We start from the raw sequence: 18,338 nt of genomic DNA on the forward strand, positions 1-18,338 counted from the left end.
TTTAATCGTAATCTTATGAAATTTATACATCGTTTAGGCTTTTACCTCGGTGGTTTTGCTATAGGTTTAATAATCCTAATGTTTTTTTTAAACGGAAAAGATGCCTCATGTGATTATGGACCTAATGCAAGAACCGTAAAAAATATTAGCTCAAAAAAGATAGCGTACTCTGAAAATACATCTTCTGTACTATATAGTCAGAGTATCGATTCTACAACTATAATAAAACTAATACAATTTGGCAACGTAAACTTTTCTGAAAGTGACACCAAGGCAGAACCTTGTAAGGTTTACCAGATAGAAAACACTTATAAAGAACGTGAAGTTATTATGCGTGTCAAAAATTGTAGCTTAGTTGCAACTATCCTCGATTTTAAGATTGAAAACTAAAGCTTCCTACGCTTACGCTCATTCTTTATTAATTCTAACTCTCTATTGGTTTGTCCAGCTACTGATGTATTTTCCTCAGCGCGTCTTATTAAGTATGGCATCACGTCTTTTACAGGTCCAAAAGGGAGATATTTAGCAACATTATATCCAGACTCTGCTAAATTAAAACTGATATGATCACTCATGCCATATAACTGACCAAACCACACATTGTTATCAGATTTATCAATATTCAAGTCCTCCATTATATCTATAGCCAAATAACAACTGAGTTCATTGTGCGTTCCAATAAATATGGATATATCAGTATTATTTTCTAGTATGTAACGCAAACCTTCATTAAAGTTATTATCTGTAATTTGTTTGGTTTCGCAAATGGGCGACGGATATCCTAATTCCTCTGCTCTACTACGCTCCTTTTCCATATAGGCACCGCGAACAATCTTCATACCTATCTTAAATCCTTCAGTCTTAGCACGCTTATGCAAAGCCTTTAAATAATCTACACGGTCCCATCGGTACAGCTGTAACGTGTTATATACAATAGCTTTTTCGGTATTATATGTCCTCATCATATCTTCAACCAAATCATCAGCTGCTGTTTGCATCCAGCTTTCTTCACCATCAATCAAAACTTCAACATCTTTTTCTTTAGAAAAACGACAAACTTTATGAAAACGTTCTACTACTCTATTCCATTCCTCAAGCTCTTCTGGTGAGAACCTAATGCCCTCAGACTTTTTTTCATACAAATAAATACGACCAAAAGCAGTAGGTTTAAAAACAACTATTGGCATAGCTTCACGGTCATGACAGAAGTTTACAATCTTCAATATCTTTTCACATACTTCGTCGAATTGAGCATCATATTCTTTTCCTTCAACAGAATAGTCTAAAACAGAACTCACGCCTTTGGTAAACATCTTGTCAATGACTGGCAAGGAATCTTTTTCATTAACGCCACCGCAAAAATGATCAAATACTGTTGAACGGATTAGGCCTTCAACAGGTAAACTTGCATTAAGGGCAAATTTTGTAACAGCAGTACCAATTCGCACCAAAGGCTCTTTGGATATCATTTTGAACAAAAAATAAGCACGCTCAAGCTCAGAATCAGTCTTTAAACTAAAAGCAGTTTGCGTATTATTAAAAAGGGAATTATTCGCCATTTAAGATAGATTTGTAACAAAAATAAATATAAGATTTATTAATTTTTGAAAATAACGCGCTATTTTCACGTTATTAAAATAAGTTGTACAAAATTATGCAATCTATATCCACCAAAAATGCTGTTGTTTACTTTAATTCAGAGGTATACACACAACTCAATAATTACATAAAAAAAGAGAACCCCTCAAAAATTTTCATTTTGGTAGATACAAATACTCACGATTTATGTTTACCCCAGTTTATGGCAAACTTAGATAATGGTAATATTCAAACTGAGGTCATGGAAATACCAGAAGGAGAAAACCACAAAACCATAGACATTTGTATGGGCGTTTGGGAAGCCATGTCACAATATGGTGCCGACCGTAAGAGCTTGTTGATAAATCTTGGTGGTGGTGTAGTAACTGATTTAGGAGGCTTTGTAGCGAGTACATACATGCGCGGAATTAATTATATCAATGTTCCTACATCGCTACTAGCCATGGTTGATGCCTCCGTCGGAGGAAAAACAGGTGTTGATTTAGGTCCGTTAAAAAATCAAGTTGGTGTCATATCTGAAGGTGTTATGGTACTTATTGATGTGTCTTTTTTAGGTACTTTACCACAAAATCAGATGGTTTCAGGTTTTGCTGAAATGCTAAAACATGGATTAATTACTGATGATAGTTATTGGCATACGCTTACGCACCTAGAAAACTTAGATATTTCTGACTTAGATAAATTAATCTACGATTCTGTTATTATAAAAAATAATATTGTCACTCAAGACCCTACAGAGAATGGTTTAAGAAAGACTTTAAATTTTGGTCATACTTTGGGTCATGCTATAGAAAGTTACTTTCTAGAAAACGAAAATAAAACGACAATGCTACATGGTGAAGCCATAGCTATTGGCATGTTATTAGAAGCCTACATATCTTCAAAAACTCTTAATTTTAGTAATAATGAACTTTCTGAAATTTCGACAGGAATTTTAAAAACATTTGCAAAGGTAGAATTTGAAACTAGAGACTACGATCATATTATAGAACTTCTCAAGCACGACAAGAAAAATAGTCATGGGGTTATCAAGTTCGTTCTTTTAGAAGCTATCGGTAAAGCTAGAATAGATTGCGAGGTTTCTAGCGATATCATTCTTCAAGCGTTCGAATATTACAAAAACCTCTAATTAAGCATTTACAAAAGCAAATGCAGTAATCATAACTGCTGATAATGGTATAACGAATAATAAAAATAAAAATGTTATGATACCACTTTTTATAAATGTAAAAAACCAATTATGTTTATAAAAGTTCAGTAATGCCAGATAGAAATATAAAAATATTGAAAGAACAATGAGAACGCTAATCCATACTGGAATCTCAAAAATAAAACGGTCAAAAGCTAATAATAAACCGAAAACGGTAAAAAGAAACGAAAAGAAATAAAAACTAAACACCAAGTGGTATGCATAGCGACCTCGTCTGAAGTAAAATATTTTCAGAATTAACGCAAAAATGGGTAATAAAAAAAACATAGCGATTGGGATAGTATCGGCGAAACGCTTTATCCAATTACCAGCACCATTACCTTCGGAAAATTCAACCATAGATTTGTAAAAGCCCCTTTTCATAAAGCCTGCATCTTCTTCCATACCCATTTCTTTATAGATATCTTCTTCAGATACACCTACAGAACGTAAGGAATCTAACTTAGTTTTTGATATACCAAAATTAATAGTCCTAGGAACACTATCTGCACCTTTAATATTTTTTATAACAGAATCAATAGCCTTCTGAGTTTCGTCATAAGCTGGAATCGAGTCTAACTTCGAATTTGCTACAGGAATTTTTATTGCATTCTTTATAATTGAATCAATGGCTTGCTTTGAGGTTTTATCTAATTTATTCTTAAAATCTGAAGTAGCTAACTCCTGAGTTGCCTTGTTTGCGTCCTTTATCCAATCATTAACAGTAAATGAAAAAAGAAAAAAGAAAATAACTGATACAAACAAATACATCTGAGCTGGATGCAAATACAGCAAGCGTTTACCTTCTAAAAAACGTTTTGCCAAATAGCCTGGTTTAAACATTAATGGGAAGAAACTTTTTAGAAAACGTGCATCAAAAGAAAAGTAATTACTAATCGTATTGTAAAAGAGTACCCCAATCGTAAGGTCTTCGTTAGTCTTTTGACCACAATTGGGACAAAATTTAAAACCCTTTTCAAAGGGTACTTCACAATTTAGACATTTTATCTTCTCTGTTTTCATTTTTTTTAGCTAGATACGTTAAAATTACAAAAACTAAACTAGTCTTATTTATATACAAAGATTGATATCCCGATTTGTTTCATTTCAAACTAAAAAATATTATACAACTGATAATCAATACATAAACATAAGTATTGAAATTTGGCACGCTGTTTGGTTATAAGATAAGTGAGTTTAATTTTTAAAACCCAATGATTATGAAAAGAGTATTATTTTTAGTTGCAATGTTAGTGTCAGTTAGCACAACTGCAACAGCGACAACCAACACTATGAAAGCGGAAGCTTCATTAACAAATTTTGTGAGAGGTTATGGAAATTCTTTCATATTTGTTGAAGGCGGAATTGAATTCGCTGTTTTCCCTGATGGACAATTCGATTTTTATGCACAAAATTTTGGACCAAACCTTAATGTTGGTTTTAATAACAGAAATGTAAGTTTCAGTTTCAACACAGGTTTTGACTACAACCCTTTTGTTCAGTACGATAGCTTTGGAGCTGTTATTCAAGTTGAAAACACACCAATATTTTATGACTTCTATGGTCGTGTATCACAAATAGGAAACATCTTTATTAATTACAATAGATTTGGTAGAGTTAATAGACTTGGAGGATTAAATATATTTTGGAATGGTAATGTCTTTTTGAGACACTCGGGATTCATAAACCGCTGGAATAGAGGTTATATATATAGACCATGGCATAGATTTTACAGAGTTCCTGCGTTTGATTTGTGTATTGTAAACACAAGACCTTACAGACAATTTTATAGCCCTGTTAGACATGTATACTACAGACCATACAGAAACAATACCAGACTTGTGAATGTCAACGGTCGTAGAGGAAATAACAACTTTGGAAGACGCGGTAATAATAACTTTGGAAGACGCGGTAATAATAACTTTAATAGACGTTATGTACAAACTCCTAGAAATGCTAGTGAACGTTCAATAGGTAGACGCATACAGGAAAGAAATCAGAGTATTTCAAGAAGCAGAAGTACAAGAGTTGCAAATGCAGACAGCGGAAGAAGAAACACTGTGGCTAGAGCAGAATCGTCTAGAAGAAATAGTACAGTAACTAATAGACGTAGTTCAAGTAATAGAGTTGCTAAAAGAACAACTTCAAACCGTAATGATAATACTGTAGGAAGCTCAAGAGGTAGAGTAAAGTCTGAAGCACGCTCACCCAGAAGTTCGAGAACTGAAAGAAGTACTGTTAATAAAAGAACGAGAAGTAGCAATTCATCTTCAGCAAGAACTGCTAGAACGAAACAAGCTTCAAAGGCTAAGCCTAAAGTAAGCTCTAGAAGTACTACAGTAAGACAAAACAACGCAAGTAGTAAAGTAAAACGAATTACAAAATCTTCTAGAAGTGCTAACAGTAGAGCAACAGAAAGACGCTCAAGAACAAGAGAGTAAAATATTTTTTTTGTATAGTTAGATTGAATATCTCGCAAGTGTATGCCTCAAAGCTCATTGCGGGATATTCTTATTTACGAAAATGAAAAGTACTTTCGTAACTGTAAATTTATATCTTCAGAAATATTGAATTTATAAATGGTAATGAGATAGATTAGAGTCACAATAAAAGATTTTAAAGCAATATTTAAAAGAGGATGAAAACTAAATTCTATGTGATAAAAACCAAATCCTAACACCATTAAAATTCCAATCATTTTAAAAGTAGCCCAACTAAAAGGCTGCATTTTTAATTTCAGCTTTACATACATTAACTTGAGTGTATTGTAAATAGCTATCGCTAGAAATGTTGCTAATGCTGAACCATTAATTCCATATAACGGAATAAAAATCATATTAAAAATTACTGCTAAAAACGCTAATAAAACACCAAAAAATAAAACCACACGATAATAGTCGCTATTAAATAAAATAGCATTATTACTTCCTAGTGCATTATCATATAGCTTCGCTAATGATACTATAATTACAACAAACAAACCTCCTGTAAACTTATCTGGTAATATTTGGTAAAGCATATTAATATTAATGACCACTAGCAGAAAAATCAGACCACTTATTACTAAAAGGTTCAATGAACTTTTTTGGTATAGAGATTTTAACTCTTTATCATCACCACTATTCAAAAATTGTGCGCAAAGTGGCATCATTATTTGATGCATTGAACGTTGTGGCCCTGATATTACTGTGGCAATAAAAATAGCAACACTGTAGTAGGCCACATTTTCAATTTCTAGATATTGTCCAATCATAAACTTGTCTAAATCCAAAATTACCATAGCGATGGAACCCGCAATAATAATTAAGAAGCTGTACTTTAAAATTGAAGAGATATTATAGATTTTATTGAACTTAATGACAGGAAATCTTAAGGTATAAGCATAGAATTTCATAATAAGCATTCTAACAACATATACGCCGACTACTCCATTTATAAACAGCTTTACATCAATCCAATCCATATAAACACATCCTAAAAGCACCATGATGCAAATACGATGAAAAATTTCTCTCATGATGTTGCCAAAGACTGTTTTCATTTGCACTTTTGACCATGCAAAAAAGATTTCGAAATATGCCATAGCAATCGCAGTAATATAAATATGCCATACGTAACCTTCGATTAAATTATTCTTCTGAGATAATAAACCTGCGATTAAATCATAGCCAAAGACTCCTAATAAACCGACAGGTATAATAAACACCAAAGGCAATAAAAGCATTAAAGTAAGAAAACTATTCAAGCTGTTTTTTGTCTTAAAAGACGAATAGAATTTAATAAGAACATTATGCACTCCAAATGCCATAAATGGCAGCATAATATTGGCTGCAGAAAGTAAAAATGCGACTAAACCATAATAATCTTCACTAAGGAAATTGGTGTAGAGAAACAGTGCATTTACAGCACCAATACCAAAACCGATATAAGTGCTTAAAATATTTCTAAATGATTGCTTTATAACTATTCCCACAGAATTAAATGTACAATTTTTTTAAACGTATTATACGTTTTTAACCAACTTCGCCAAACATTCTGTTAGACTTTGCCTACTGTATTGCTGTAAACCAATTGGATGTGTTTTTAGCGCTCCTGCTTTATAGGTATTAAAAGCTTCTTTTATATGTTCTTTTAATATAAACTTATCAGAATATCTAAAGTATGTCCCCGTATTTGTTTTCTTAATTATGCCTTCTACATCTGAGTTTTCTGGACCAAAAGCGACGATAGGTGTTTCTGAAATCATATATTCAAACAATTTACCTGGAATAATGGCTTTTGTATCTTCGGAATCAATTTCAATGAGTAATAATAATTGGGATTTTTTTTGAAAAGCAATCGCTTCATAATGATTTACATAGCCTGGAGTATTTAAATGGTTGACTAAACCATAAGAACTAATACTGCGAATGATAGCATCACTGACCACACCTATTAAATTCAATTTCAATTTTGAAGCAAATGCTTCATCTTCTTTCACTAATTCGGAAAGTACTTCCCATAAAATCGTAGGATTTCTTTCTGAAAGTAACGAACCAATATGTGAAATGGTAAAATCTGAATCTTTTTTTTCGACAATGACTGAGTGCGAATCATAACCATTGGTTATAACATCTATTGGCTTATCTGTTTTGGTTAAAAACTCCTTTTTAGTATGATTACTAGTTACTATAATCTGGTCTGCATTTGTTAAGACATCACTTTCTAATTGTAAGTGCTTTTGCTTAGCACTTTTTCTCAATTTTAAAGCTTTATGATAACCAATAGTTGTCCATGGATCTCTAAAGTCGGCTATCCAATTTAGACCTATATTCTGCTTTAAATTTAAGCCAATTAAATGCAGACTGTGTGGTGGGCCAGTTGTAATTACAGTTTCAATATCATTTTTTTTAATGTAATCTAAAAGAAATTTCACTGAAGGCTTTACCCAGCTCTTTCGTGCATCTGGTATAAAGAAGTTACCTCTCACATAAAGCAACAAACGTTCTATTAGAGACTGTTTTTCTTTTTTAGGTATAACACCTGTACTTATGGCTTTGGAGCTTTTCTTAGATAATAATTTTGCAAAGCGATACGGCTCAGATATAGGCTGTTTAATCACTTTTATATGCTCTGGTAACTCGTCCAAAAGACTCTCATCTACAATAGGATAATTAGGGTCTAATGGACAATAGACTATTGGCTCTATATCATATTCTGGTAAATACTTTACAAACTTTAGCCACCGTTGGACGCCTGGCCCGCCTGCTGGCGGCCAATAATATGTAATAATTAGTACCTTTTTCTTACCGTCCATAACCTATGATGTGGACTTACTTCTTTTAAATTGAAAGAAGAGACCTAGAAGTAATAAAAAGCCAAATATAACGGAACTACCCAAAGCTATTTTACTTCCTGTTTCTACTACTTCAGGTTCAAACTTAAATTCTACAATATGCTTACCGTCTGGTATCTCCATAGCGCGTAATGCATAGTTAACGCGAAGATGTGGCGAAAATTCTCCATCAATATAAGCTTTCCAACCTCTGTAATAATAAAGTTCTGAAAATACAGCAAAGCCAGCGTTAGGATTTGTGGACTGGTACTTAAGATAGTTAGGCTTGTATTCAATGAGTTTGATTGAAGCTGTACTATCTTTTATGTAATCGCTTTTAAGCTTAAATTCATTGAATAATGATTTTTGTAAAATAGTCTCTGTTTTGGTCTCTAAACTGTCTAAGGCCAAAATCTCCTCATCTCCTGTTTCTGCAATTCTTAGATTATTTACAAACCAAGCGTTACCATTTGGTTGCGTATACCTGGTTGATGCTTCTACTCTACCCTTATCATCGCCTACAATAACATACTTTGTGTTTAGCATATTTAGGACTTCAGGATTGTTTCTATAAATATGAAAATCCAATAGGGCATCAAATCGACTCAGTTTCGCCGCATGGTAACCCGATAAAGAGTTATGAAAATATGCCGCTCTTGCAGGTTTTTGTTGCCCTTCTGGTGAAGCATCAAAAACGCGATAATGTCCCTTATCTTTAAATATTTCGTTATCTGCCGCTGTGGCTCGGTATGGTTTATCAACCAGACGTGCTGCAATAAAGTTCTCTGTATTAACATATTCTCGATTAACAGTGACCAAATCAAATAAGATTAAGACTCCAAAAACTAAAATTAAAGTATTTTCGGATAATTTTTCTTTTAAGAAATAAAATATAGCCAGAGCTGAAAGGAGTACCAAAATTAATGTTCTAATAGTATCCGATAAAAAAAGTGATTTTCTGTCATTAACAAACGCTTCTGCTAAAAGTTCTGGTGCTCTTTCATCTATCGCACCTTTAAAATCAAATAAAACTGAATGGAACAAAAGAAAAAATAGAGCTAAACCTCCGCAAATTAAAACTGTATTCTTTAAAGCTTTAAACTTTTCTTCTTTACTCTGAAAATTATTGAATAGTCTTACCAAAGCAAAAATGCCTAAAACAGGTATACATAATTCCAGAATAACTTGGATAGAACTTACTGCTCTAAACTTATCATATAAAGGGACAAAATCAATGAAAAAATCAGTAAGTAAACTAAAATTCTTTCCATAGGATAAAAATAGAGATAGCAAAGTGCCACCTACAAGCCACCATTTTAAACGTCCTTTCACCAAGAATACACCCAGTACAAACAAAAATATAATCACTGCTCCAACATAAGCTGGTGCTTCAACAATAGTTTGGCCTCCCCAATACATTGGCGCATTTCTAGAAGCTTCAATAGCTTCTATTGGTGAAGCACCAAGATTAATGTAGGTCTTATAAGTTTCAGAGTCTTTACCTACATCTTCTCCACTACCTCCACCCATAAATTTTGGGATAAATAGATTGAATGATTCCAAAAGCCCATAACTGTATTCTGTAATATAACTTGGGTCTAAACCATCACTGTTTACTTTTGGAGTACCATCTGCTTTAATAGTTAAATCACTTTTTCCACGCGTACTCTCTTTAACGTATTCTCGCGTTGCCATAATATTGGTAGCATTAAGACCAACGGCTATAATAGCTGCAACAGATAATAAACCAACAGATTTAAAAAAATGAGTAAGTTGTTTCTTTTTGTAGGCATCTATCAAATACACAGAACCTAATACCACTACTAAAAGCAATAAATAATAGGTCATTTGGTAATGATTAGCTACTATTTCTAACCCTAAGGCTATGACTGTAAGTAAAAATCCACAAATATATTTTTTTCTAAATGTAAGAATTATGCCAGATAATACTAATGGCATGTAAGCGATAGCATGAGCTTTGGAGTTATGGCCAACACCAAGTATAATTATCATATAAGTAGAAAAACCAAAAGCCAGTGCTCCTAATGCCGATAATCTAAAATCTACTTTAAGACTTAGCAATAAGATGTAGAATCCAATAAAATACAAGAATAAATAGTCTGCAGGTCGAGGTAAAAACCTTATAGTTAAATCTAATTTTTTGATATAGTTATGTGGATACTTTGCGCCAAGTTGGTAGGTAGGCATACCTCCAAAGGCACTATTGGTCCAATACGTTTCTTTACCTGTCTTCTTAGCATAATCTAATTGTTGCTTCGCCATACCTTTGTAATGCAAAATATCACTTTGGTATATTTTTTTGCCTTGCAAAACAGGACTAAAATAGGCAAGTGATAAAACAACAAATCCTAGTAATACCAATAGGTGTGGCAGCAATCGCTTAAAATATAAAGACATGAAAACTAATTAAATGGATATGGGCGAAAATTAATCAATTTCTTCGTAATCGATGTATTCACCAACATTTTTGTTCGAAGAGGTACTATCAGAAGGCATTTTATCAATTATCGTTTCACCTTCTTTTTGTTCTGATTGTTGGCGCTGTTGATTAAACTGTTGACCAAACTTCTTTTCTACTTTTTTAGCCGCATAGCGCAACAAAATTGGCGCAAATATTCGTGATAAAATTTTTATTATAAAGTATATAGCGACTATCCATAGTAGAGTTCTAGCGACTCCAACAACTGATAATGTAAAAATCATAGGTTTTTATTATATTTCAAAAATACAATTATCATCATTTATAATCCGTTATAATTCCCTAAAAAATCTATAAAATATCTATATTTGAATTCTAACCTATGTACAATGCGACAATTAAAATTAATATTTGTTTCTCTAATGTTGGTTGCCTCTATACCAGCTTTAGCTCAATATACAGATGTCATAAATTCTAATAGACCAGGAGTTTCTAAAGCAGCTTTTTCTGTGGGCACAAATGTTTTACAGTTTGAGGTAGGTGGCTTTAGTGTTAAGGAGGAACATACACCTCTTAATTATGAAATTTCAGGTTTTGGTATTGACTTTGCAGCGCGATTTGGTTTATTATTAGAAGAATTAGAAATAAATATGGAGGGAGTTTATCAAAATGATTCGTTCTCATTTAATAATGCTCCTGAAACATCACGATCAAACTTTAGAAGCTTTACAATCGGTGCCAAATATTTAGTTTTTGATCCTTATAAAAACGACGAAGAAGATAAACCCAATATTTACAGCTATCATGCCAACAGAAAGTTTAAGTGGAAAACACTAATACCTGCTGTTTCGGTTTATGCTGGTGTTAATTTTGATTCAGAGAATAATCCTTTTGTTCCCTACTCTCCAATTTTCGCTCCTTCTCGTGAAGGTGGTATCAGTCCAAAAATAATGGTGGTTACACAAAACAACTTTTCAGGTGGTTGGGTATTTGTTATGAACTTCTTGAAAGACCGTATTGGTAGCGATTTTTCTGATTTTCAATATGTATTAACCTTAACACATTCTTTTTCAGATAAATGGGTTTTGTTCGGTGAAGCCCAAGGTATAAAGAGTGATTTTTACTCCGACAATATCTTTAGATTTGGAGGTGCTTATTTGTGGTCAAAAGATTTTCAATTAGACGCCAATATTGCATTTAACACAAAGGATACACCTTCTGTTTTCAATATTGCTTTTGGCGCCTCTTATCGATTAGACTGGCATAAGGATAAGAAAATTGACAATGGCGGTAAAGTAGATGATAAGGTTGATACATCTAAACGAAAAATTAATAAGCGCAAAAAGAAATCTGATTTTGACAAATAACAACTATGCCTAATGATTGAAATTAAAGAAGCAATTTCAAAAAAGGAACTCAAACAATTTGTCAAATTTCCTTTTCAACTCTATAAAGATTCGAAATATTGGGTACCGCCAATAATTTCTGAAGAATTAAAAACTTTCGACAAGTCTGAAAATCCAGTTTTTAATGACGCTGATGCACGCTTTTTTCTAGCTTATAGAAATGGGAAAATCGTTGGTAGAATTGCTGCGATAATGAATTGGCTCGAGATAAAAAACCAAAATATAAAGAAGATGCGTTTTGGTTGGTTCGATTTTATAGATGACCTAGAAGTTAGTAAAGCCTTACTTGAAAAAGTTATAGAAATCGGAAAATCTCATAATCTAAAGTATGCTGAAGGTCCTGTCGGCTTTTCAAATCTCGATAAGGTTGGCGTCATGACTGAGGGTTTCAATAGCATTGCTACCATGATAACGTGGTATAATTACCCCTATTATGCTGAGCACTACAAAGCTCATGGCTATAAAATAGAAAAAGAATATTCGGAAAGTAAATTTCCCTTTAGAAATGTAAAACCAGAATTCTTTAAAAAGGCACAAGACCTTATAAAACGACGCTATAAACTAAAAGCACTTAACTTTAGTAAAACAAGTGAAGTCATGCCCTACGCCGACCGTATGTTTGATTTATTTAATGAAAGTTATGCCTCGTTATCTTCTTTTGTAGAGATTACGGATATCCAAAAAGAATACTTTAAAAAGAAGTTCATAAGCTTTGTTAATCCTGAATACATAAAGTTTGTAGTTGATGAAAATGAAAAACTTTTAGCCTTTGCTATTGTAATGCCGCGTTTTGCTGAAGCTTTACAGAGAGCTAATGGGAAATTATTTCCCTTCGGAGTATATCATATTCTTAAGGCTAAGAAACATAGTAAAGATGTCATTTTTTATCTAATTGGTGTTCACCCTGACTATCAGAATAAAGGTGTTCATGCCATATTATTTAATGAAATGTATGAAACCTTTACTGCAAAAGGAATTCAATATTGCTACAGAACTCCAGAATTAGAAGATAATGAAGCAATACACAAAATCTGGAAACATTTTGACCCTAAAGTTTATAAAAGACGAAAAACATTCCGGAAAGATATATAAACAAAAAAAGCTACCAATTGGTAGCTTTTTAATATTCAATTTCCAATAGAAACTACTCACCCATTGCAGCCATTAGAGCAGCTGACATACGTTTGTATGTTCCATTATCTAATCGTTCTCTAATTGCATCAAAAGCATCAAGTGTAAGACTTACATCTTCTAGAGTGTGAGTCGAAGTAGGTATCATTCTTAATAAAATTAAGCCTTTAGGTATCACAGGATAAACTACTATAGAACAGAAGATTCCATGATTTTCTCTTAAGTCTCTAACTAAAGCCATTGCTTCAGGAATACTGCCTTTTAAATATACAGGTGTTACACAACTTTGCGTAGTCCCAATATCAAAACCACGCTCTTTTAGACCTGACTGTAAAGCGTTTACAATCTTCCAAAGGTTCTGCTTTAATTCTGGCATCGTACGCAACATATCCAAACGCTTAAGAGCCCCTTTAGTTAACGTCATTTGCAATGATTTTGCAAACATTTGCGAACGTAAGTTATACTTTAAGTAATCGATAATCTCTTGGTCACCAGCAATAAATGCTCCTGTACTTGCCATAGATTTTGCAAATGTTGCAAAATAAACATCTATATCATCTTGCACACCTTGTTCTTCACCTGCACCAGCGCCTGTAGCACCTAGCGTTCCAAAACCGTGGGCGTCGTCAACTAAGAATCTAAAGTTAAATTTCTTTTTAAGCTCAACAATTTCTTTCAATCGGCCTTGCTCTCCACGCATTCCAAACACACCTTCAGAAATCACTAATATACCACCTCCTGTTTGTTCTGCCATTTTTGTAGCACGCTCAAGATTTTTCTCTAAACTAACTATATCGTTGTGCTTATATGTAAAACGTTTACCCATGTGCAAACGCACACCGTCTATAATACAAGCATGCGCATCTACATCGTAAACTATAATATCATCTTTACCAACTAAAGCATCAATAGTAGACATGACACCTTGGTAGCCAAAATTAAGGAGATAAGCGGCCTCTTTATTTACAAATTGAGCTAGTTCATTCTGAAGTTGCTCGTGTAATTCTGTGTGGCCTGACATCATACGTGCACCCATTGGGTAAGCGGAACCATATTCTGCAGCAGCTTTAGCATCAACTTTACGTACTTCAGGATGGTTTGCGAGTCCTAAGTAATCATTAATACTCCAAGTAATAACATCCTTACCTTGGAATTTCATTCGGTTAGAAATTTGTCCTTCTAATTTTGGAAAAACAAAATATCCTTCGGCTTGTGATGCCCATTTTCCTAGCGGTCCTTTATCTCTGTATATCTTTTCGAATAAATCCTTCATATTATCGCATTAGAAATCTTTTTTAATTGAATTGTTAAATTCTCTTAAATATTTGTAAAATAGTTTAGTTTAATTGGGCAAAATTAAGTCAAATTATTATGACTGCATAATTTATTTAATCTTAATATCCACCAAGTTTTAAACATAAAAACCCACCAATTACTTAGTGAGTTTTTAACATTAATTTATTGAAATTATTTTATGTATTCAATTGCTGCTTGCATTTCAGTTTGTGTATCAAAGAAACCTTGGTCTTGCATCCACTTATCATTATAAACTTTACTCATGTAGCGTGAACCGTGGTCTGGAAAAACAACAACTATATTATCTGTTGATTTAAATTCTCCTTCTTCATTTAAGTGCTTTATGGCTTGCAACGCTGCACCACTTGTATAACCCACAAAAAGACCTTCTGTAGATGAAATCTCACGAGCAGAATGTGCACTTTCTTCATCCGTGACTTTGACAAATTTATCAATAGCGTCAAAATCGGTTGCTGTTGGAATTAAATTTTTACCTAAACCTTCTATACGGTATGGATAAATTTCATTGGAGTCAAACTCACGAGTTTCGTGATATTTTTTTAATACCGAGCCATAAGCATCGACACCAATGATTTGAATGTCATTATTTTTCTCTTTCAAAAATCTTGCAATCCCAGAAATAGTACCGCCAGTTCCACTACAAGCAACTAAATGCGTTATTTTTCCTTCAGTTTGTTCCCAAATTTCAGGACCAGTTGTTTTATAGTGTGCTTCAGTATTTAGAATATTGAAATATTGATTAATGTATACAGAGCCTTTAGTTTCCTTATGCAAGCGTTTAGCAACTTCGTAATAAGACCTTGGATCATCTGCTTTTACATGAGCAGGACATACGTAAACCTTAGCTCCCATTGACTTCAACATATCAATCTTGTCTGGTGAAGATTTAGAACTAACCGCCAAAATACATTCGTATCCTTTAATAATACTAACCATAGCAATGCTAAAACCTGTATTGCCAGAGGTTGTTTCTATAATTGTATCTCCAGGTTTTAAAATGCCTTGACGCTCTGCTTCTTCGATGATATGAAGTGCGATTCTGTCTTTTGAAGAGTGACCTGGATTGAAAGCTTCTACTTTAGCAAAAAAATTGCCTTGGAAACCTTCAGTAACCTTGTTTAATTTAATTAAGGGTGTACTTCCTATTAACTGAAGTACATTATCGTAAATGTGTTTACTTTTAGTCATATTTGTAATTTACTAGTAATAATATAAAAAATTATTACCTAAAACCGTGCAAAACTACAATATTTTTTTGAATTAATCAGTAATTCCCTCAAGGTCCAAAAGAAAGGCAAACTCCTCAGCGTCTTCTTTTAAAGACTCAAAACGTCCTGAAGCACCACCATGTCCAGCATCCATATTTATTTTTAGAAATAGCTTGTTAGAATCTGTTTTTAATTCCCGTAATTTCGCAACCCATTTAGCTGGTTCCCAATACTGTACTTGAGAGTCATGGAGTCCAGCTGTCACCAACATATTAGGATAATTCTTAGCTGAAATATTATCATAAGGCGAATAACTTTTCATGTAATTATAATACAACTTATCATTAGGGTTTCCCCATTCGTCATACTCGCCTGTCGTTAAAGGTATCGATGTGTCTAACATGGTTGTTATAACATCTACAAATGGTACCGCTGCAATAATACCATTATATAATTCTGGTGCCTCATTAATAATTGCACCCATTAGTAAACCACCTGCACTTCCACCCATAGCGTATAAATGCTCAGATGACGTGTAACGCTTTTTTATCAAATGGATAGAACATGAAATAAAATCTGAAAACGTATTCTTTTTATTCAAAAGTTTTCCGTCTTCGTACCAATGACGTCCCAAATATTCTCCACCTCGAACATGAGCAATAACATATATAAATCCTCTATCTAATAAACTTAAGCGAATGGTAGAGAAATAAGGGTCTACAGTTGAACCATAAGAACCATAAGCATATTGTAACACTGGATTGTTTCCGTCTTTTTTAATGTCTTTTCTGTAAACCACTGACATCGGAATTTTCGTGCCATCTTCTGCGGTTGCCCAAATACGTTCTTCTGTATAGTTATTCTTATCAAAGTTTCCACCTAGTACCTCTTGCTCTTTTAAAACTGTTTTTTCTTTTGAGCGCATATTAAATTCTATAACAGATGATGGTGTTGTCATAGAATTATACCCATAACGAAGAATTTCAGTATCAAAATCTATGTTTGTACCTGTGTAGCAGGTATATGTTTCAGATTCAAACGGTAAATAATAATCTTCCGTTTTGTCCCAACGCATAACCCGAATTTGATTCAGTCCATTAGTACGTTCGCTCAACACCAAATAATTTTTAAAAATGTCTATACTTTCTAATAAAGTTTCCTTCCTGTGTGGAATCAATTCTTCCCAATTATTAATATTGGTAGCATCTTCAGACGTTTTCATCAATTTAAAGTTCGTCGACTTATCATTATTAGTTAGTATATAAAAGTGCGAATCATAATGTGCTATACTATACTCTAATCCACGGACTCGCGGACTGAATATTTTGAATTTTTCATCTGGTGTATCGGCGTTCAAAACATGATATTCATTAGTCAACGTACTATAACATGCAATGATAATCCACTTTCTAGATTTTGATTTATAAACCGCAACGCCAAAGGTATCATCACCTTCTTGAAATACCAATTTGTCTTCAATTTCTCCTAATTTATGTTTGTAAATCTGAAAAGCCCTCAGCGTCTTTTTATCTTTCTTGGTGTAAAACAGTGTCTTATTATCATTTGCCCAACTCGACGAACCTGTCGTTTGTACAATTTTATCAGTTTCTGTTTTATCAGTATCCAAATCCTTGATATAGATGGTATAGTTTCGTCTTCCGGTTAAATCCAATCCGAAAGAAACCTTTTTATTATCAGGACTTATTGATATACCAACTAACTTAAAATAGCTCTCGCCTTCAGCCATTTTATTACAATCGAAAAGTAATTCTTCTACAGCCTTTAGTGTTTCCTTCTTTCTGGTATAAATTGGGTAGTCTTTCCCCTTCTCAAAACGTGTAATGTACCAATAGCCATTGTATTTATATGGCACAGATTCGTCATCTTCTTTAATTCTGGCTTTCATTTCTTCAAATAAATCTTTCTGAAAATCTTTGGAGTGCGCCATCATCACATCCGTATAATCATTTTCAGCTCTTAGATGATTAATAACTTGTTCGTCCTCACGATTTTTCATCCAGAAATAGTGGTCTGTTCGCACATCTGCATGCGCTTCTAACAATTTTGGAATTTTTTTTGCTTTTGGTGGTTTTACATCTGAAATATTTGCCATGCTGAATTATGAAAATTTTAAATCAATGAATTCAAAAAAAGAAACGCAATTTACTAATTTTGAAGCGTAATAATTTTAAATACAATAAATATGTTTGGAGACATGATGGGCATGATGAATAAATTGAAAGAAGCCCAAAAGAAAGTTGAAGAAACTAAAGAACGTTTGAATGATGTTTTATTGGATGAAGCAAGTAATGACAATAAGCTCAAAGTAACAATAACAGCAAACAGAACTTTAAAATCTATAGATATCAACGAAGAGTTATTGACCGATAAAGAAATGCTTGAAGATTATTTAATCTTAACATTAAACAAAGCTATTGAACGCGCAACTACAGTAAACGAAACAGAATTAGCTGCTGTTGCAAAAGAAGGTATGCCTAATATTCCGGGACTTTAATTTAGTAAGCAGTATTCGGTAAACAGTTGGTAGTCGAGTTTACCTAAATTTATGAGTCTATCCAGAATTTTGTGTTTTTGAAAAATAATTTTAAGACACTTTCCCGCGAAGTGTGTAAGTAAAATTTACAGGATTAGCTTTTTCATAGTTTAATTCTGTTTTCAAATATAGCTAAAAATTGGTTTAAAATGATTCCCCAATTTCTAATAGGCATTTTCC

The 18,338-nt window shown here is 33.2% G+C and carries 15 protein-coding genes; 6 read left to right on the forward strand and 9 right to left on the reverse strand.

Annotated elements, in window-relative coordinates; genetic code table 11:
* Nucleotides 1–15: 15 nt before the first annotated feature.
* Entirely contained in the window at nucleotides 16–390 is a 375-nt protein-coding gene (locus HKP48_RS06335) for a hypothetical protein (protein ID WP_296343983.1), read from the forward strand.
* Here HKP48_RS06335 and HKP48_RS06340 read toward each other — a convergent pair.
* The gene (locus HKP48_RS06340) at nucleotides 387–1,559 is read right to left on the reverse strand and encodes a proline dehydrogenase family protein (protein ID WP_296343985.1); all 1,173 of its coding nucleotides are present in this window, start codon (nucleotides 1,557–1,559) and stop codon (nucleotides 387–389) included. The genes HKP48_RS06335 and HKP48_RS06340 overlap by 4 nt on opposite strands.
* Nucleotides 1,560–1,654: 95 nt before the next feature.
* Between HKP48_RS06340 and aroB the strand changes: the two genes are divergently transcribed.
* Nucleotides 1,655–2,728 carry a 3-dehydroquinate synthase gene (gene aroB, locus HKP48_RS06345; protein ID WP_296343988.1) on the forward strand — a complete coding sequence of 358 codons (1,074 nt, stop codon included), beginning with the start codon at nucleotides 1,655–1,657 and terminating at the stop codon, nucleotides 2,726–2,728.
* Here aroB and HKP48_RS06350 read toward each other — a convergent pair whose 3' ends face one another.
* Nucleotides 2,729–3,811 carry a DUF3667 domain-containing protein gene (locus HKP48_RS06350; RefSeq protein ID WP_296343990.1) on the reverse strand — a complete coding sequence of 361 codons (1,083 nt, stop codon included), beginning with the start codon at nucleotides 3,809–3,811 and terminating at the stop codon, nucleotides 2,729–2,731.
* A 197-nt stretch (nucleotides 3,812–4,008) separates the two neighbouring features.
* Between HKP48_RS06350 and HKP48_RS06355 the strand changes: the two genes are divergently transcribed.
* Nucleotides 4,009–5,229 carry a hypothetical protein gene (locus tag HKP48_RS06355; RefSeq protein WP_296343992.1) on the forward strand — a complete coding sequence of 407 codons (1,221 nt, stop codon included), beginning with the start codon at nucleotides 4,009–4,011 and terminating at the stop codon, nucleotides 5,227–5,229.
* 74 nt (nucleotides 5,230–5,303) lie between these two features.
* Here the strand turns inward: HKP48_RS06355 and HKP48_RS06360 are convergent, their stop codons facing one another.
* The 4 genes from HKP48_RS06360 to HKP48_RS06375 are packed head-to-tail and all read right to left on the reverse strand — an operon-like array spanning nucleotide 5,304 to nucleotide 10,826.
* Nucleotides 5,304–6,761, reverse strand: coding sequence for a polysaccharide biosynthesis C-terminal domain-containing protein (locus HKP48_RS06360; RefSeq protein WP_296343994.1), 1,458 nt, complete (start codon nucleotides 6,759–6,761; stop codon nucleotides 5,304–5,306).
* Nucleotides 6,762–6,791: 30 nt separating this feature from the next.
* Nucleotides 6,792–8,084: a glycosyl transferase family 1 gene (locus HKP48_RS06365; protein ID WP_296343996.1), complete on the reverse strand. Its 1,293-nt coding sequence runs from the start codon at nucleotides 8,082–8,084 to the stop codon at nucleotides 6,792–6,794.
* 3 nt (nucleotides 8,085–8,087) lie between these two features.
* Nucleotides 8,088–10,520, reverse strand: a complete 2,433-nt coding sequence (locus HKP48_RS06370; RefSeq protein WP_296343997.1) for a YfhO family protein — start codon at nucleotides 10,518–10,520, stop codon at nucleotides 8,088–8,090.
* A 30-nt stretch (nucleotides 10,521–10,550) separates the two neighbouring features.
* On the reverse strand, nucleotides 10,551–10,826 hold the full coding sequence (locus tag HKP48_RS06375) for a DUF4834 family protein (protein ID WP_296343999.1): 276 nt from the start codon (nucleotides 10,824–10,826) through the stop codon (nucleotides 10,551–10,553).
* A gap of 105 nt (nucleotides 10,827–10,931) precedes the next feature.
* Here HKP48_RS06375 and HKP48_RS06380 point away from each other — a divergent pair, with 105 nt between their 5' ends.
* Both HKP48_RS06380 and HKP48_RS06385 read left to right on the forward strand, forming a co-directional pair.
* Nucleotides 10,932–11,909, forward strand: coding sequence for a transporter (locus HKP48_RS06380; RefSeq protein WP_296344001.1), 978 nt, complete (start codon nucleotides 10,932–10,934; stop codon nucleotides 11,907–11,909).
* A 12-nt stretch (nucleotides 11,910–11,921) separates the two neighbouring features.
* A complete protein-coding gene (locus HKP48_RS06385; protein WP_296344003.1) occupies nucleotides 11,922–13,040 on the forward strand; it encodes a GNAT family N-acetyltransferase in 1,119 nt (372 codons plus the stop codon).
* 52 nt (nucleotides 13,041–13,092) lie between these two features.
* Here the strand turns inward: HKP48_RS06385 and HKP48_RS06390 are convergent, their stop codons facing one another.
* The 3 genes from HKP48_RS06390 to HKP48_RS06400 all read right to left on the reverse strand — a co-directional run bounded on the left by HKP48_RS06390 (nucleotide 13,093) and on the right by HKP48_RS06400 (nucleotide 17,717).
* Nucleotides 13,093–14,352: an aminotransferase class I/II-fold pyridoxal phosphate-dependent enzyme gene (locus tag HKP48_RS06390; protein WP_296344005.1), complete on the reverse strand. Its 1,260-nt coding sequence runs from the start codon at nucleotides 14,350–14,352 to the stop codon at nucleotides 13,093–13,095.
* Nucleotides 14,353–14,546: 194 nt separating this feature from the next.
* A complete protein-coding gene (locus HKP48_RS06395; protein WP_296344007.1) occupies nucleotides 14,547–15,584 on the reverse strand; it encodes a pyridoxal-phosphate dependent enzyme in 1,038 nt (345 codons plus the stop codon).
* Nucleotides 15,585–15,656: 72 nt separating this feature from the next.
* A complete protein-coding gene (locus HKP48_RS06400) occupies nucleotides 15,657–17,717 on the reverse strand; it encodes a S9 family peptidase (RefSeq protein ID WP_296344009.1) in 2,061 nt (686 codons plus the stop codon).
* A gap of 90 nt (nucleotides 17,718–17,807) precedes the next feature.
* Here HKP48_RS06400 and HKP48_RS06405 point away from each other — a divergent pair, with 90 nt between their 5' ends.
* Entirely contained in the window at nucleotides 17,808–18,119 is a 312-nt protein-coding gene (locus HKP48_RS06405) for a YbaB/EbfC family nucleoid-associated protein (RefSeq protein WP_296344012.1), read from the forward strand.
* The last annotated feature ends 219 nt before the right edge of the window (nucleotides 18,120–18,338 follow it).

Origin of the sequence: Winogradskyella sp., assembly GCF_013042245.1 — a bacterium.
Lineage (GTDB): Bacteria > Bacteroidota > Bacteroidia > Flavobacteriales > Flavobacteriaceae > Winogradskyella.

What these genes read in the sequence shown, in the direction of transcription:
- HKP48_RS06405 (WP_296344012.1), top strand. Translation starts at nt 17,808, where the DNA reads ATGTTTGGAGACATGATGGGCATGATGAATAAATTGAAAGAAGCCCAA.
- HKP48_RS06380 (WP_296344001.1), top strand. Translation starts at nt 10,932, where the DNA reads ATGCGACAATTAAAATTAATATTTGTTTCTCTAATGTTGGTTGCCTCT.
- HKP48_RS06395 (WP_296344007.1), bottom strand. Translation starts at nt 15,584, where the DNA reads ATGACTAAAAGTAAACACATTTACGATAATGTACTTCAGTTAATAGGA.
- HKP48_RS06385 (WP_296344003.1), top strand. Translation starts at nt 11,922, where the DNA reads ATGATTGAAATTAAAGAAGCAATTTCAAAAAAGGAACTCAAACAATTT.
- HKP48_RS06350 (WP_296343990.1), bottom strand. Translation starts at nt 3,811, where the DNA reads ATGAAAACAGAGAAGATAAAATGTCTAAATTGTGAAGTACCCTTTGAA.
- HKP48_RS06400 (WP_296344009.1), bottom strand. Translation starts at nt 17,717, where the DNA reads ATGGCAAATATTTCAGATGTAAAACCACCAAAAGCAAAAAAAATTCCA.
- HKP48_RS06390 (WP_296344005.1), bottom strand. Translation starts at nt 14,352, where the DNA reads ATGAAGGATTTATTCGAAAAGATATACAGAGATAAAGGACCGCTAGGA.
- HKP48_RS06340 (WP_296343985.1), bottom strand. Translation starts at nt 1,559, where the DNA reads ATGGCGAATAATTCCCTTTTTAATAATACGCAAACTGCTTTTAGTTTA.
- HKP48_RS06370 (WP_296343997.1), bottom strand. Translation starts at nt 10,520, where the DNA reads ATGTCTTTATATTTTAAGCGATTGCTGCCACACCTATTGGTATTACTA.
- aroB (WP_296343988.1), top strand. Translation starts at nt 1,655, where the DNA reads ATGCAATCTATATCCACCAAAAATGCTGTTGTTTACTTTAATTCAGAG.
- HKP48_RS06335 (WP_296343983.1), top strand. Translation starts at nt 16, where the DNA reads ATGAAATTTATACATCGTTTAGGCTTTTACCTCGGTGGTTTTGCTATA.
- HKP48_RS06375 (WP_296343999.1), bottom strand. Translation starts at nt 10,826, where the DNA reads ATGATTTTTACATTATCAGTTGTTGGAGTCGCTAGAACTCTACTATGG.
- HKP48_RS06365 (WP_296343996.1), bottom strand. Translation starts at nt 8,084, where the DNA reads ATGGACGGTAAGAAAAAGGTACTAATTATTACATATTATTGGCCGCCA.
- HKP48_RS06355 (WP_296343992.1), top strand. Translation starts at nt 4,009, where the DNA reads ATGAAAAGAGTATTATTTTTAGTTGCAATGTTAGTGTCAGTTAGCACA.